Raw genomic sequence first — 14,415 nt, 5'->3', positions numbered from 1 at the left:
ATCAGCATCCACGCCACCATCGGCCGCGACCGCGGAGATGGTGAACGTCGTCGAGTCGGTCGACCCATCGAAGTCCTGCGTGGCGGTGGCCGTGTACCCGCCGACCCCGAGGCCGACGAAATCGACGGACCAGGTGCCGTCACCCTCGACCGTGGTCGTCTGGGTGCCTTCGCCGGGAATGGCGACCGAGATCTCCGCGCCCGCCTGACCGGTTCCGGTCACGACCACCGTGCGCGTCGCGTCGGGTTCGCCGACCTCGTACTCCGTGCCGTCGACCGGCGTCGTGATGACCACCTCGTCGGCGAGGACGACCGCGAAGGTCGCGGTGTCACTGGAGCCGTCCGCATCCTGCGTCGCGGTGGCGGTGTACTGCCCGATCGGCAGACCCTCGAACTCGACGCTCCACGTGCCGTCGTCATCGGCCGTGTCGGTCTGCACGTCCCCGTTGTCGAGGGTGACGGTGACGAGCGCACCCGGGGATGCCGTGCCCGAGACCGGAACGATGGCCTCGCCGTCGTCCTGCCCGACGGCGAACTCCGCGCCGTCGGCGGGCGTGAGGATCACGACGTCCGGTGTCTCGGCGACCGAGAAGTCGACGGTGTCCGTCGAACCGTCGAACGGCTGCGTGGCGGTCGCCGTGTAGTCGCCCACCGGCAGATCTTCGAACGTCGCGGTCCACTGGCCGTTCTCGCCCACGGGGACGGTCTGCGTCTGGTCGCCGACCGCGACCTCGACGTCCTCTCCGGGAGCACCCGTACCGGTCACGGTGACGTCAGAGGTGTCATCGGCGTCGGCCACCACGAAGATCTGGTCCGGCGTCGGCGAGGTGATGACGACGTCAGGCGCGGCGACCACGACGAACGACACGGTCGCCTGCGACCCGTCGACGTCCTGGGTGGCCGTCGCGGTGTACTCCCCGATCGGCAGAGCGTCGTACGTCGTGGTCCACTGACCCTCCGCGTTCACCGGTACCGTGCGGTCCGGCTGCCCCGTCACCGACACGGTGACGTTCGCGTTCGGCTGGCCCGTTCCGGCGACGACGACGGGTGTCGTGTCATCCGCGTCGGGGACGACGATCTGCGTCCCGTCCTCGGGCGCGGTGATCGTCACATCGGCGTTGGCGTCGAGGGCGTTGGGGCCGACGGTCGCGTTGGCGAGTTCGAGCTGCACCGCCCCGCCCGCGCCCAGCACCGGGAGCACCGTCACGATCGCTGCCGTGATCGAGAAGACTCCGGCCTCGCTCGTGGACTGGTTGTTGACCGTGATGCTCGCGACGGCGGGGATCACCGCGTCGAACGCGGGGAGGACGACGGCGTTCACCGGCGCGAGCGCCGCCGCCACCAGGTCGGTGACCTCGTCGACCAGTGCGTCCAACGGGGCCGTCAGCGCCGCGACGACCTCGTCGAGACCGAAAGGCAGCGAGATGGGCACGCTGAGCAGCTCGACTCCCGTGAGGTCCCCGTCGAGCAGTGCGCCGACGGTTGTGTCGATGGTGAGCAGATCGGCACTGCCCACGATGAGGCTGATGCTCGCTCCACCCTCGATCGTGATGCCGCGGATCGCCTGGGTCAACGCCTCCTGCACCTCGGTGAGCAGACCGTCGACGGCGGCGAGGATGGCGTTCTCGACGTACTGGACGGTGGCGCCGGTGAGGATCCCCTCGCCGATGCCGCGGGTATTGAGGTCGATGATCTGCTCGAGGTCGACGGTGACTGCTCCCGTGCCCAGGTCGATGGAGACACCGGGGTAGTCGGGGTCCGTGATGGTTCCGGTGAGCAGTGAGCTGACGGCGGTCGTCAGGTCAACCGTGCCCACTTCGAGGTCCAGGGTCGCGATGCCGTTCAACAGCCCGAGGACCTCGTCCAGGCTGCCCTCGAGTGCGCCCTGCAGCCCGTCGACGGTGCCCTGCAGCTCGGCGACGTCGGCGGCGATGCCCGAGGTGAGCGCTGCGAGCGTGGCGCTGTCCACCACGAGTTCTGCGCTCGCGATGGTGTAGTCACCGGTCGCGGGGTCGGGTGCGGCCTGTTCGGCGCGCGCACTCACGGCGTCGAGCGTCAGGCGCGCGTCGGCGAGGTCGCCCACCAGGTCGGCGGCGACCGTACCGGTCAGCGACGCGATCGCATCCTCCAGCCCGATCGTCAGGGGGCCGCCGGCCGGGGCTCCCGTACCGATGACGCCACCGGAGCCGACGGCACCCGAGGCGCCCACCGACGACCCGTCGGGAGCGGCTTGCGCGTACTGCCCCAGGACCCCGGCCGAGCCGAGGTCGAGCGGGACCTGAATGCCCCCGTCGACGGTGACGTTGACGAGCCCGAGGGCAGTGAGGTCGAGCGTGTTGAAGTCGACGACGGTGTCGCCTGTCCCGTTGCTCGTCGCCTGGGCGCCCTCGATGTTGGCGACGGCATCCAGATCGATGGCGTCGAGGATCGACCCGCCCAGGAATGTTCCCGTGGCGTTCGAGGTGTCGCCGGGCGCGGCGCTGGCCGCGGTCACCCCTCCGAACAGGCTCAAGGAGGCGGCCCCCACAGCCGCGGCGGTCTTGACCGCTGCTCTCCCCACCCGGGAGCGGGTCCAGACCGCGCTCCTTCTCCGTGTTCCGGCACGTCCGGGTGATGTCCCGGACGTCCCCCAATCCGCGCGATCCATAGAGGTGCTCCTGTACCTGGTGCTCGGACGCGGCAGACACCGCGCCCTCTGCGGCCTTCCGACAGCCGTACGGACCATTCAAGGGCGCAGGGGGAAAGCTGTGAACGAGCTGTGGTACCGGGATGACTACGTAAAGGCCGCGCGGCCCGGACGGGCGACTACCGGGATCGGGCTCGCACCTGATCCCGTCGGCCCGCACCATTGGCAAGGTCCGAGGACTACCGAGGCGACATCAGTACTACGGGGATGCCGGGGCCGGGACCGGTCGAGTGTGCGGCGTGCGCTATGTCCGTCAGAGCTTTCGCAACAACACCGATTCCACGGTGTGGTCGGCGCCCTTCTGCAGGACGAGCTTGGCGCGGTGCCGGGTCGGCAGCACGTTCTCTTCCAGGTTGGGCAGGTTGATCTCGCGCCAGTACCCGAGGGCGCGCTGGACGGCCTCTTCGTCACTGATGTCGGCGAAGACGCGGAAGAAGGATGTGGGGTTGGTGAAGGCGTTGTCGCGCAGCGCGAGGAAGCGATCGACGTACCAGCGCTCGATGTGCGCGGCATCGGCATCCACGTAGATCGAGAAGTCGAACAGCTCGCTCACCGCGACCTCGTTCGGCGAGGGCGGCGGCTGCAGCACGTTCAGCCCCTCGACGATGACCACGTCGGGGCGGTGCACCGTGATGTGGGCATCGGGCATGATGTCGTACCGCACGTGAGAGTAGAAGGGGGCGCGCGCCTCGTCTGCGCCGGACTTGACCGTGCTCACGAACTCGACGAGGGCGCGGCGGTCGTACGACTCCGGGAACCCTTTGCGTCCCATCAGCCCGCGGCGCTCGAGCTCGGCGTTGGGGTAGAGGAACCCGTCCGTCGTGACCAGTTCGACGCGCGGGGTGTCGGGCCAGCGGCTCATGAGTTCGCGCAGCAGCCGCGCGATGGTCGACTTGCCCACCGCGACGGATCCCGCGACCCCGATGACGAAGGGCGTCGTGGCATCCGGTTCGCCCAGGAAGGCGCTCGTGTCCTCGCCCAATCGTCGCGTCGCCCGCGCGTACAGGCTGAGCAGGCGGCTGAGCGGCAGGTAGACCTCGGCGACCTCGCGCGGGTCGAGGCGGTCGCCGATGCCGCGCAGCTGCACGATCTCGTTCTCGGTGAGGGGCTGCTCGATCCCCCCGGCCATGCGGGCCCAGTCGCCGCGATCGATCTGACGGTACGGACTCAGCGACGGTGCGGGAGAAGCTGTCTCGGCGGCGGACACCCGCCCATGTTACGTGGGCCCCCCGCCCGCCCGAGCGATCCGACGCGCGGCGGGCGGTCCCGCGGCGCATCGATGCCGCGCGCGCGGCGAGGGCGGCGGCCGGGAGGCCGTCCGGCGACGGGTGCGCCACGCCACTACGCTCGGAGCGTGCGCCTGGGAGTCCTCGACATCGGCTCGAACACCGTCCATCTGCTGGTCGCGAACGCGCGCGCCGGCGGTCGGCCCACGGCGACGACCTCGCATCGTTCGGTGCTGCGCCTCATGCGGTACCTGCAACCGGATGGCTCGATCTCGCCCGAGGGCGTTCGCGGGCTCGTGGATGCCGTGACCGCCGCCCGGGACCGCGCCCGCGCCGAGGGTGTCGACGAGCTGCTCGCCACCGCGACCTCGGCCGTGCGCGAGGCGACCAACGGCGATGCGGTCATCGCCCTGATCGAACAGACGCTCGGCCAGCCGCTGCAGGTGCTGGGAGGCGAGACCGAGGCCCGGCTGACCTACCTGGCCGTCCGCCGGTGGTTCGGGTGGTCGGCGGGGCAGATCCTGCTGTTCGACATCGGCGGCGGATCGCTCGAGATCGCCGGCGGCGCCGACGAGCTCCCCGACCTCGCCGAGTCCGTGCCCCTGGGCGCGGGGCGCTCGACCGTGCGGTTCCTCCCCCACGATCCCCCGAGCGACGTCGAGATCGACGCGCTGCGTCAGCACGCGGCATCCGTCCTCGCACCGGTGGCGGAGAGGTTCTCCGCCCTCCCCCGCCCCGACCACGTCATCGGTTCGTCCAAGGCGATCCGCTCGCTGGCGAAGCTGGCCGGTTATCCCGTGCCGGGGTGGTCGGGCATCGACCGGATGGTCCTGCCACGTCGCGAGCTGAAGGATTGGATCCCGCGTCTGGCCCGCATTCCCGCCGACGCCCGCGAGGCCCTCCCCGGCATCACCGCGGATCGCACGTTCCAGATCGTCGCGGCGGCCGTGGTGGTGGAGCGGGCCATGAAGGCGATGGACGTCGAAGAGCTCGAGGTGTCGCCGTGGGCCCTTCGCGAGGGTGTGCTGCTGCGCTACATCGAGTCCCTCGAATACTGACGGACGGCTCGGTCACCCCGCGGGGGAACCGAGCCGTCCGTGGATGCGTTCAGAGCGACAGGCGTTCCCGCACCACCGCGGCGAGTCTGTCGGCGTGCGCGCGCGCGGTGCCCGCGTCGGCGGCCTCGACCATGACCCGCACGAGCGGCTCCGTCCCCGACGCGCGCAGCAGCACGCGACCGGAGTCGCCGAGCTCTGCGGCGGATGCGGCGACGGCGTGCTGCACGCCCTCATCCGACACCCCGTCACGATCGACGCCGCGCACGTTCACCAGGACCTGCGGGTACACGGTCATGATGGCGGCGAGTTCGGCGAGCGTCTTGTTCTGTCGTGCCATCTCGGCGACGATGTGCAGGCCCGTGAGCAGGCCGTCCCCGGTCGTGGCGAATTCGCTCATGATGACGTGGCCGGACTGCTCACCGCCGAGCGAATAGCCGCCCTCGTTCATCGCCTCGAGCACGTAGCGATCGCCGACGGCGGTCTGCAGGACGCGGATGCCGTGGGCCTGCATGGCACGGTGCAGACCGAGGTTGCTCATGACGGTCGCCACGAGCGTGTCGTCCGCGAGCGCGCCGCGCTCCTTCATGGCGACCGCGAGGATCGCCATGATCTGGTCGCCGTCGACGACGTTGCCCTCGGCATCGACGGCCAGACAACGATCGGCGTCGCCGTCGTGCGCGATCCCGACATCGGCGCCGAGGCGCACGACCGCCTCGGCCAGCACGTCGAGGTGCGTGGACCCGACACCGTCGTTGATGTTGAGCCCGTCGGGTTCGGCGCCGATGACGGTCACCTGGGCGCCGGCGTCGCGGAAGGTCTCGGGCGACACGCCGGCGGCCGCGCCGTGGGCGCAGTCCAGGACCACGTGGATGCCGTCGAGCCGGTGCGGCAGCGATCCCAGCAGGTGCAGGACGTAGCGGTCCTCGGCGTCGGCGAACCGACGGATGCGACCGACTCCGGCTCCCGTCGGCTGCAGCCGGTCCCACGTGAGGGCGCTCTCGATACGCTGCTCGACGATGTCGGGCAGTTTGGTGCCGCCGCGAGCGAAGATCTTGATGCCGTTGTCGGGGGCGGGGTTGTGCGAGGCCGAGACCATCACGCCGAAGTCGGCGTCGTGGTCGGCGATGAGGAAAGCGGTCGCGGGGGTGGGGATCACTCCGGCGTCGAGCACGTCGACGCCCGAGGAGGCGAGTCCTGCCGCGACCGCGGCGGCGAGGAACTCCCCCGACACACGCGGATCGCGCGCGACGACGGCCGTCAGTCGACGGCCCTCCGCCTTGCGCGCCTCCGCAGAACGGCCCTGGCCCAGGACGACAGCAGTCGCCTGGGCCAGGTGCAGCGCGAGTTCGGCGGTGAGGAGGCCGTTGGCCAGCCCCCGCACCCCGTCCGTGCCGAAGAGAGGCATACGGAGGATCGAACTCAGCGCTTGGAGTACTGAGGCGCCTTGCGGGCCTTCTTGAGACCGGCCTTCTTGCGCTCCTTGACGCGAGCGTCGCGCGAGAGGAATCCGGCCTTCTTGAGGGTCGGGCGGTTGTTCTCGGCGTCGATCTCGTTCAGCGCACGGGCGATGCCCAGACGCAGCGCGCCGGCCTGACCCGAGGGGCCGCCACCGGAGATGCGCGCGATCACGTCGTACGAGCCGGCGAGCTCGAGGACGGTGAACGGGTCGTTGATCAGCTGCTGGTGCAGCTTGTTGGGGAAGTAGTCCTCGATCGTGCGGCCGTTGACCGTGATCGTGCCCGAGCCGGGAACCAGGCGCACGCGGGCGATGGCCTGCTTGCGACGGCCCACGGCTGCGCCGGGGACCGAGAGCACGGGGCGCTCGGTGGCGACGGCCGACTGCTCGGCCGGCGTCTCGGTGCTGTAGTTGCTGGAGTCGATGTTCGACACTGTTTCGTCCTTATCCGGCGGCGCTTACTGGGCGACCTGGTCGAAGGTGTATGCCGTGGGCTGCTGGGCACCGTGGGGGTGCTCGGCGCCGCGGTAGACCTTGAGCTTCTTGAGCTGCGCCGCGCCGAGGCTGTTCTTGGGCAGCATGCCGCGGATGGCCTTCTCGACCGCGCGGACGGGGTTCTTCTCGAGCAGTTCGTCGTAGGTGACGGACTTGAGACCGCCCGGGAAGCCCGAGTGGCGGTAGGCCTTCTTCTGCGTGAGCTTCTGACCCGTGAGCGCCACCTTCTCGGCGTTGATCACGATGACGAAGTCACCAGAGTCGATGTGGTTGGCGAAGGTCGCCTTGTGCTTGCCGCGGAGGAGGACCGCCGCGTGCGAGGCGAGACGGCCGAGGACGACGTCGGTGGCGTCGATAACGACCCACTCGCGCGTGACCTCAGCGGCCTTGGGGGTGAAAGTGCGCGTCACAGTAGTGCTGCTTTCTTGATCGAACGGAGGAGTTCGTGAATCCCGCTCCGGTGGTCCGTTGCCCCGACGATGCCGAGAGAACAGGGCCGGTGGAGGGCTCACGTTCGGGCGACCCGCTCGCAGAGAGGCGGGCACCAAAGAGCAAGACTACGGCATCCGGATGCCAGCACCAAACGCGGCCGGACCCCTCAGGCGAGAAGCGTGCCGATCGCGAGCAGCGCGAACCCCGTGGCGTTGAAGACGACGTGCATCACCACGGCCGGCGCCAGGCGACCCGTCGCCGTGGTGAGGACTCCGGCGACCGCCCCGAGGACCGCGAGGGTCATGAGGTCCGCACCGTCACGCGGAGCGGTGAGCGCGTGAGCGATCACGAAGAGGGTCGTGGAGCCCGCGATCGAGGCGACCACGGCCGGCCGGTGACCCGCGATCGGCCGCAGCAGGACCACCAGACAGATCAGGACGACCCCACGGAAGAACAGCTCCTCCACGACGGGCGTCACGATCGTCCCGGCTGCGGCCTCCGCCCAGAAGCCGGTCGGGATCCTCCCGTCGGTCGTGACCAGGGCGGGCCACGCGGCGGGTACACCCCGCGCTCCCTCGATCAGCCCCTGCACGCCTCGGACCAGGACGCCCAGCAGCAGACCCGCAGCCAGGTCGATCGCCCGGATCCCGAGCAGTCCGCGCGGTCGCGCCCGGCGCAGGCCCAGCAGCACCGGCACCGCGAGGGCGATCCAGACCATCGCCTGGGTGAGCGCGGGGGCGATCCCGCCCGGCGCGATGCGCGAGAGGACCGGGACGGCGAGGGTCGACAGGCCGATCGCGGCGATCGCCCAGCCGAGGAGTTCCGCGCCCCACCCGTCGACCACCGCATCGCGGGCGGTCCAGAGCCGCCTCCGGGCGTCGGAACGTCGGACGGCTCGGGACATGAGGGAACAGTAGGGCCGGGGATGCCGCGGTCGCGGGGCCGATCGCGGCTGCGGCGGCCCGCGCCGGACTCATTCACCCGTTCACTCACCCGCGGCTCGTGGGTACCTGCACAGATGCCCCGTCGCGAACGACGGGGCATCCGTGCAGGTCGAGCGTCCACCGCGGCTGCGGGCCAGAGCGCGGACGCCGAGTCCTCGTGAGAGCCGCGATCGGTGCGCAATCCCCCGCACTGATCGCCGCCGGGATCAGCGCTGCAGGAAGTCGACCAGCGCGCGGTTGAACTCGTCGGCGTGGCTGACGTTCACGCCGTGGGGCGCGCCCGCGACCACGTGCAGCTCGCTGCCGGCGATCGCCTCGTGCGTGCGCTTGCCCGAGCCCTCGAAGGGCACGGTGGCGTCGCTGTCGCCGTGGATGATCAGCGCCGGCACGGTGACGTTCGGCAGGTCCTGGCGGAAGTCGGTGGTGGCGAAGGCCTCCATGGACTTCAGCGCGGCGTGGTGGTCCGCCTGGTTGGCCAGCCGCTCGGCCTCGGCCTGCTCCTGCTCCGGCACGGCGAGCGAGCCGTTCACCGAGAAGAAGTCGGTCGTGAACTGGTGGTAGAACGACTTCTCGTCATCCTTCAGTCCCTGCTTCATCCCGTCGGCGGTGGCGTCGTCGAGCGGCCCCTCGGGGTTGTCGTCGGTCTGCGCGAGGTAGGGCGGGACCGCGGCGGCGAAGACGACGCTGTGCACACGATCGGCGCCGTGGCGGGTGAGGTAGCGAGCGACTTCGCCACCGCCCATCGAGAATCCGACGAGGGTCGCGTCGCGCAGATCGAGCGTCTCGAGCACCGCCTGCAGGTCATCGGCGAAGGTGTCGTAGTCGTACCCGGTGCGCGGCTTGTCGCTGCGGCCGAATCCCCGACGGTCGTAGGTCACGACGCGGTATCCGGCGGCTTCGAGGGCCGGAACCTGGTGGGCCCAGGACTCGCCCGAGAGGGGCCAGCCGTGGATGAGGACCACCGGACGGCCGGTGCCGCCGGTGTCGTCGACGTGGAGGTCGATGTCGGTCAGAAGTCCGTGGTGTGCGGTGATCTCGCTCATGACTGACATGGTTGGGCCGCTTCCTGGATGCGGGTCCGCGATTGACAAACGGTCTCGGATAGGTAACGGGACCGCTCCGCGGTCCGCCAGCACACGCGCTGCGCGGACGCAACGGTCCGGGGCGTGCGGCACGCACTCGTTAGCCTCGCGTCATGGCTCCGACCCGCATCCCCGCTGTCGCCCTCCTCGCCGTCGCGACGCTCGCCCTGGGCGCCTGCGCGCCTTCTGCGGACAGCGCCGGGCCCACGGCCCGCGAGGCCGTCCGTGCCATCACGACCGCCGAGTCCGCGGCGGGAGGCCGCGCATTCGAGCTCGACACGGAGGACGGGGAGTGGGAGGTCCACGTCGCCGTCGGCGACCGCGAGGTCGACGTGCGCGTCAGCGCGGACGGTTCGACGGCGACAGTCTCCGAGGACGACGACGGACTGGACGTCGACGACCGCGAAGCCCTGCAGGCGGCGACCACGACCCTCGCTGACGCGGTCCGCATCGCGGGGGCGCAGAACCGCGGCGGAGATCGCATCGACGGCGCATCCCTCGAGCGCGAGGACGGCGTCGCCGTCTGGGAGATCGAGTTCGACGACGGCTCCCCCGTCCGGGTCTCGGGGGCCGACGGCGCGATCCGCTGACCACGCAGAAGACGCATCGGCACGCAAGCCCCGCGCCTGTCGGCGTCCTCTCGGGTCGCCCTCACTACACTCGGCGCATGATTGCAGCGCGCGGCACCGACGGTCATCATGCGAGCGCCCGGGTGACCCCGGGCGTCCGCGGGTCGAGTGGGATGGCGAAGCGATGAACGACCTCGCCCTCAACATCATCCTCGTCGTCGTGTTCGTCCTCATCGGCGGGGTGTTCGCCGCTACCGAGATGGCGCTGGTGACCCTCCGCGAGAGTCAGGTGAACGCTCTCGCCGCCCGGGGCAAACGCGGCCGCAAGGTCGCCGACCTCGCCCGCAACCCCAACACCTTCCTCTCGGCCGTGCAGATCGGCGTCACCGTCGCCGGTTTCGCCTCGGCCGCGTACGGGGCGTCGTCGATCGCCCCCTCGGTGACCCCGTTGTTCATCGGGTGGGGGCTCGACCCGGCGCCCGCGGCGACCGTCGCCACCATCGCCCTCACTCTGGTGATCGCCTACCTGTCATTGGTCCTGGGCGAGCTGGTGCCCAAGCGGCTCGCGATCCAGCGCAACGCGGCGTTCGCCTACGGCGTCGCGCCGGTGCTCAACGGGTTCGCGACTCTCATGCGCCCGGTCATCTGGCTGCTGTCGATCTCGACGAACGTGCTCGTGCGTCTGCTCGGTGGCGACCCGAACAAGACCGGAGAGGAGCTGAGCGAGGAGGAGCTCCGCGACATCGTGTCGAGTCATGAGGGCCTGCCCGCCGATGAACGCCGCATCCTCGACGACGTCCTGTCGCTGCGGGACCGGCACGTCAGCGAGGTCATGCGGCCCCGTCCCGAGGTGGTGACCCTGGATGCCGCGGGCACCATCGCCGAGGCCCGCGACCGCGTCCGCGACCTGCCGTTCTCGCGCTACCCCGTGGCCGAGCAGACGATCGACGACGTCATCGGGTTCGTACACGTGCGCGACTTGTACGACGACGCCGAGCGGCCCCTGACAGCGGTCGTGCGCGAGATCCGCTACATCCCGTCCACGGCTCGGGTCCTGCCCACGCTGACCGCCATGCGGGCCGAGGGCAGCCACATCGCCGTCGTCGTCGACGAGTACGGCGGCACGGACGGCATCGTCACGCTCGAGGATCTGGTCGAAGAGGTCGTCGGCGAGATCTTCGACGAGTACGACACCGATGCCGAGCAGCCGCTCGCCGAGGGCGAGCACGGCACGGTGGAGGGCCGGCTGAACCTCCAGGACTTCGAGGAGGCCACGGGGGTCGCCCTTCCCCGGGGCGCCTCGGACACGGTCGCCGGATTCGTCATCGAACGCCTGGGGCGCTTTGCGCGCGTGGGCGACACCGTCGACGTGGACGGCGCGACGCTGCAGGTGAGCGCGATCGACCGGCGCCGCGTCGCCGAGCTGCTGGTGACACGGCACCCCGTCGACGAGGGCGACGAGGCGGGCGCGGACGAGCGGGACTGATCGACGATCACCTCCGTGGCACGGGTGGACGCGCTCCGCGCGCGGCCGACTCAGTGCGCCCCGGGTCCCTCGTCGAGGTCGAAGTGGTGCCCGTTGATGGCGAGCAGGTCACGGTCTCCGTCGGGGAGGAACCCCGACGGACCCGTCATGCTCGCGTCGCTCCGGCTGATCATGCGACCATGCTGACCCGAACCGCAAGGGGACGGCAGGGCTTGACATCGCGCGGTCGATCGCACGTCGCAGTTGAATTGTGCACAACTTAATTGTGTGCAAGAGTCTTTCCATGCCCGCCGTCGACTCCCTCGTCTGCTTCGCCCTGTACGCCGCGAATCGCACCACGACTCAGGCCTACCGCGTGCTGCTCGAGCCCTGGGGCCTCACCTACCCGCAGTACATCACCCTGGTGACGCTGTGGACCGACGGCGAGCAGACGGTGGGCAGCCTCGGCGAGGCCCTCCAGCTCGATTCCGGCACGCTGTCACCGATGCTCGCGCGCATGGAGACCGCCGGGTACGTCACCCGCACCCGCAAGGGCGACGACGAACGCATCGTGATCGTCGCCCTCACCCCGCGGGGAGCGGCGCTGCGCGACGAGCTGACGCACGTCCCCCGCTGCATCGCGGCGGGAGCGGGGCTGACGGATGCCGACAGCGCCCGCGACCTCGTCGACGCCCTGCACCAGTTGACCGAGGCGATGAAGAGCCTGCGCGACCACCCCGACGTCGTCCTCCAGGCGGTCGGGGCACCCCGACGCGACGCCTGATCCGCCACCCGGACCACCCCAGAGAGGAACACCATGGACGTTCTCTACACCGCCGAAGCCGTCTCCACCGGTCACGGCCGCACCGGCCACGTGACCGCCGGCTCGTACATCGATCTCGAGGTCGCCCCGCCGACCGAGATGGGCGGGTCCGGCAAGGGGACCAACCCCGAGCAGTTGTTCGCCGCCGGGTACGCGGCCTGCTTCCACAGCGCCCTGCACGCGGTAGCGCGCGGGCACAAGGTCTCGCTCCAAGACTCCTCGGTCGGCGGCCGTGTGCACATCGGACCGAACGGTCAGGGCGGCTATCAGCTCGCCGTTCTGCTCGAGGTCGTCCTGCCGGGCGTCGAGCCCGAGCTCGCCCAGCAGCTCGCCGACGAAGCCCACCAGGTGTGCCCGTACTCCAACGCCACGCGCGGCAACATCGAGGTCACGGTCACCGTCTCCGAGGACTGACCCCCCCACCCCGGGGCGGGGCGCTGAGCCCCACGTATCGTGCCCCGTCCCGGCTGCTCCGGCAGGACCGACGCCGCCCGCGCCCCGCGGGCGGCGTCGTCGCTCCGAAGCGTCACACCAGGCGCAGCTCGGTGTCGGTCTTGGCGTACGAGCGACGCAGCCACTGCCCGAATCCCGGCTGCGCCAGACACGCCGCCGGACCGTGGCACGTCACCACGGGATCCTGCGCGGCATAGACCTCGTACACATCGACCTTGGCGTCCAGCGCGGCGCCGAACACGTTCGCCGGCTCGTGCTGCGAGGGATACCCGATGTAGTAGGTCACGGCGTCCGCCGGCACTCCCACCGAGGGCGCGACCGCCCGCACGAGTGAACCGACGCACGTGTGATCGGGGTGGTCGCCGTGGGCGAAGGCGCTCTCGTGCGGGATGTTGGTCATCACACGATCGGGGCTCCCGGCGTGGATGAGCTCGGCGATCGTGTCCGACAGACGTCGCGCGTCGAAGATCGGACCGCCGTCGACCGGCTCGAGCGCCGGCACGGTGCCGTTGATCAGCTGCGTCAGACCGGCGTCCCCGGTGGTGGGAAAGCCCTTCGCGCTCAGGTTGCCGTCGGGCAGACGCAGCACCGTGATCGACAGCCGCGGATCGTCCACCGGTACGAACCTCGTCGCGCGGGCGCCGCTGAGGAGCGTCATCTCGCGCGTCTCCCACGGTGCCGTGCTGCCGCGCATGAGGTCGTAGGCGGCCCGGATGCCCGCTTCGCGCTGGCGGGCGTACACCAGACCACGGCCCGCGTCGCCGGCGGTGACGAAGACGGTCCGCAGGGTGGCGCCTGAGGCGATCACCGCACCGAGGTGGGGGTTGGCGAAGATGATGTCGTCGTCGGCGTGCGCCCACACCGCCACGGTCGTGTCGTCACCGGGCGGCTCGGCCGCGGGGGACGGCTCGCGCGGAGCCGCGTCGGGGACCGGCACGATCGGGCTGAGCGCGACCCAGGTCCCCTCGGGCCCGGCCGACCGTCGGATCTCGCGGTACAGCAGCGCGCCGCCGCCGACGGCCGCGAGTCCCCCGACGGCGATGCCGCCGAAGAGAAGCGCTCGACGACTGATCCCGGAGCGCGCCGGCACCCCCTCGGTCGGGGAATGCTCCCCGTTCGAAGGCTCGTCGATGTCACTCACGGCGACTCCGTCCTGTCATGCGCCCCCCGGCGACGGATCTCGGATTCCGCGCCCGTGGACGCCCCTCGACGCTATCGCGCTCGAAGCGGCATCCCGGACACGAAACCCCGTCGCGGCACCACCGCGAGGGCGTATGAGCCGGTCGCGCCGATCCATCATCCTGCGGGTGAAACGCACCCCTCGCCGGTCCGGATCGAACCCATCGGCGATGCTCAGCGGGCACCTAACGAGGGCGTGGACACTCAGCCTATGCAGACGTCCTCACCCCCGCGGTCGCTGTCGCCCGCGGCCCTCGAAGTCCGCGCCGTCCTCAACGACTGGGACCCCATCGGCGTCCACCTCATCGGCCGGGGTTGGCCCGACGACGAGTACGACGACCTCATCCTCCCCATCCTCCGCGCCCTCGACACGCGGCCGTCTGTGGAGGACCTTGCGGCGGAGCTGCGGGAGGTGGTCGAGGTCGACTACGGACTTCCCGCACCGCAGGGATGCCACGACGTCGCTCGATCCCTGCTCGCGCTCCCCCGCTAGCGATATCCGTCCGCCGCGGAGGGCGCAAGCCCTCCCGACGCGCCGGGCAAGGCGA

At 70.7% G+C, this 14,415-nt stretch carries 15 protein-coding genes; 6 read left to right on the top strand and 9 right to left on the bottom strand.

Annotated elements, in window-relative coordinates; genetic code table 11:
• Both ACIPVB_RS05075 and coaA read right to left on the bottom strand, forming a co-directional pair.
• Positions 1-2,493, bottom strand: a 2,493-nt coding sequence (locus ACIPVB_RS05075; RefSeq protein WP_400367430.1) for a choice-of-anchor G family protein, incomplete at its 3' end; no start/stop codon positions are given.
• A 445-nt stretch (positions 2,494-2,938) separates the two neighbouring features.
• On the bottom strand, positions 2,939-3,892 hold the full coding sequence (gene coaA, locus ACIPVB_RS05070; protein WP_400367429.1) for a type I pantothenate kinase: 954 nt from the start codon (positions 3,890-3,892) through the stop codon (positions 2,939-2,941).
• A gap of 147 nt (positions 3,893-4,039) precedes the next feature.
• On the opposite strand from coaA, the gene ACIPVB_RS05065 reads away from it, so the two are divergent.
• The gene (locus ACIPVB_RS05065; protein WP_400367428.1) at positions 4,040-4,969 is read left to right on the top strand and encodes a Ppx/GppA phosphatase family protein; all 930 of its coding nucleotides are present in this window, start codon (positions 4,040-4,042) and stop codon (positions 4,967-4,969) included.
• Between the two features lie 49 nt (positions 4,970-5,018).
• Here ACIPVB_RS05065 and glmM read toward each other — a convergent pair whose 3' ends face one another.
• The 5 genes from glmM to ACIPVB_RS05040 all read right to left on the bottom strand — a co-directional run bounded on the left by glmM (position 5,019) and on the right by ACIPVB_RS05040 (position 9,339).
• Positions 5,019-6,374, bottom strand: a complete 1,356-nt coding sequence (gene glmM / locus ACIPVB_RS05060) for a phosphoglucosamine mutase (protein WP_400367427.1) — start codon at positions 6,372-6,374, stop codon at positions 5,019-5,021.
• A 14-nt stretch (positions 6,375-6,388) separates the two neighbouring features.
• Complete coding sequence (rpsI, locus tag ACIPVB_RS05055) at positions 6,389-6,859, bottom strand: 30S ribosomal protein S9 (protein ID WP_074696481.1); 471 nt, start codon at positions 6,857-6,859, stop codon at positions 6,389-6,391.
• Between the two features lie 24 nt (positions 6,860-6,883).
• Positions 6,884-7,330, bottom strand: coding sequence for a 50S ribosomal protein L13 (gene rplM, locus ACIPVB_RS05050; RefSeq protein ID WP_094734663.1), 447 nt, complete (start codon positions 7,328-7,330; stop codon positions 6,884-6,886).
• 188 nt (positions 7,331-7,518) lie between these two features.
• Positions 7,519-8,256, bottom strand: coding sequence for a lysostaphin resistance A-like protein (locus ACIPVB_RS05045; RefSeq protein ID WP_400367426.1), 738 nt, complete (start codon positions 8,254-8,256; stop codon positions 7,519-7,521).
• Positions 8,257-8,502: 246 nt separating this feature from the next.
• Positions 8,503-9,339 (bottom strand): alpha/beta fold hydrolase, encoded by an 837-nt coding sequence (locus ACIPVB_RS05040; protein ID WP_400367425.1) that lies wholly within the window; start codon positions 9,337-9,339, stop codon positions 8,503-8,505.
• A gap of 152 nt (positions 9,340-9,491) precedes the next feature.
• Between ACIPVB_RS05040 and ACIPVB_RS05035 the strand changes: the two genes are divergently transcribed.
• A complete protein-coding gene (locus ACIPVB_RS05035) occupies positions 9,492-9,968 on the top strand; it encodes a PepSY domain-containing protein (protein ID WP_400367424.1) in 477 nt (158 codons plus the stop codon).
• A 163-nt stretch (positions 9,969-10,131) separates the two neighbouring features.
• The gene (locus ACIPVB_RS05030; protein ID WP_400367423.1) at positions 10,132-11,433 is read left to right on the top strand and encodes a hemolysin family protein; all 1,302 of its coding nucleotides are present in this window, start codon (positions 10,132-10,134) and stop codon (positions 11,431-11,433) included.
• A gap of 50 nt (positions 11,434-11,483) precedes the next feature.
• On the opposite strand, the gene ACIPVB_RS05025 is transcribed toward ACIPVB_RS05030, so the two are convergent.
• Positions 11,484-11,606 carry a hypothetical protein gene (locus ACIPVB_RS05025; protein ID WP_400367422.1) on the bottom strand — a complete coding sequence of 41 codons (123 nt, stop codon included), beginning with the start codon at positions 11,604-11,606 and terminating at the stop codon, positions 11,484-11,486.
• A 110-nt stretch (positions 11,607-11,716) separates the two neighbouring features.
• Between ACIPVB_RS05025 and ACIPVB_RS05020 the strand changes: the two genes are divergently transcribed.
• Complete coding sequence (locus ACIPVB_RS05020; protein WP_400367421.1) at positions 11,717-12,196, top strand: MarR family winged helix-turn-helix transcriptional regulator; 480 nt, start codon at positions 11,717-11,719, stop codon at positions 12,194-12,196.
• 33 nt (positions 12,197-12,229) lie between these two features.
• Positions 12,230-12,649 carry an organic hydroperoxide resistance protein gene (locus ACIPVB_RS05015; protein ID WP_400367420.1) on the top strand — a complete coding sequence of 140 codons (420 nt, stop codon included), beginning with the start codon at positions 12,230-12,232 and terminating at the stop codon, positions 12,647-12,649.
• Between the two features lie 112 nt (positions 12,650-12,761).
• Here the strand turns inward: ACIPVB_RS05015 and ACIPVB_RS05010 are convergent, their stop codons facing one another.
• Complete coding sequence (locus ACIPVB_RS05010) at positions 12,762-13,829, bottom strand: PIG-L family deacetylase (protein WP_400367419.1); 1,068 nt, start codon at positions 13,827-13,829, stop codon at positions 12,762-12,764.
• Between the two features lie 249 nt (positions 13,830-14,078).
• Here ACIPVB_RS05010 and ACIPVB_RS05005 point away from each other — a divergent pair, with 249 nt between their 5' ends.
• On the top strand, positions 14,079-14,360 hold the full coding sequence (locus ACIPVB_RS05005) for a hypothetical protein (protein ID WP_400367418.1): 282 nt from the start codon (positions 14,079-14,081) through the stop codon (positions 14,358-14,360).
• Positions 14,361-14,415 lie beyond the last annotated feature (55 nt).

Origin of the sequence: Microbacterium sp. NPDC090007 (genome assembly GCF_044748345.1) — a bacterium.
Lineage (GTDB): Bacteria > Actinomycetota > Actinomycetes > Actinomycetales > Microbacteriaceae > Microbacterium.
Note: the sequence above shows the minus strand (reverse complement) of the source record. Positions and strands in the feature narration are given on the sequence as shown.

Excerpts from the sequence above, each read along its gene's own strand:
- ACIPVB_RS05005 (WP_400367418.1), top strand. The coding sequence starts at position 14,079 with ATGCAGACGTCCTCACCCCCGCGGTCGCTGTCGCCCGCGGCCCTCGAA.
- ACIPVB_RS05030 (WP_400367423.1), top strand. The coding sequence starts at position 10,132 with ATGAACGACCTCGCCCTCAACATCATCCTCGTCGTCGTGTTCGTCCTC.
- ACIPVB_RS05035 (WP_400367424.1), top strand. The coding sequence starts at position 9,492 with ATGGCTCCGACCCGCATCCCCGCTGTCGCCCTCCTCGCCGTCGCGACG.
- glmM (WP_400367427.1), bottom strand. The coding sequence starts at position 6,374 with ATGCCTCTCTTCGGCACGGACGGGGTGCGGGGGCTGGCCAACGGCCTC.
- ACIPVB_RS05015 (WP_400367420.1), top strand. The coding sequence starts at position 12,230 with ATGGACGTTCTCTACACCGCCGAAGCCGTCTCCACCGGTCACGGCCGC.
- ACIPVB_RS05025 (WP_400367422.1), bottom strand. The coding sequence starts at position 11,606 with ATGATCAGCCGGAGCGACGCGAGCATGACGGGTCCGTCGGGGTTCCTC.
- ACIPVB_RS05040 (WP_400367425.1), bottom strand. The coding sequence starts at position 9,339 with ATGAGCGAGATCACCGCACACCACGGACTTCTGACCGACATCGACCTC.
- ACIPVB_RS05020 (WP_400367421.1), top strand. The coding sequence starts at position 11,717 with ATGCCCGCCGTCGACTCCCTCGTCTGCTTCGCCCTGTACGCCGCGAAT.
- ACIPVB_RS05045 (WP_400367426.1), bottom strand. The coding sequence starts at position 8,256 with ATGTCCCGAGCCGTCCGACGTTCCGACGCCCGGAGGCGGCTCTGGACC.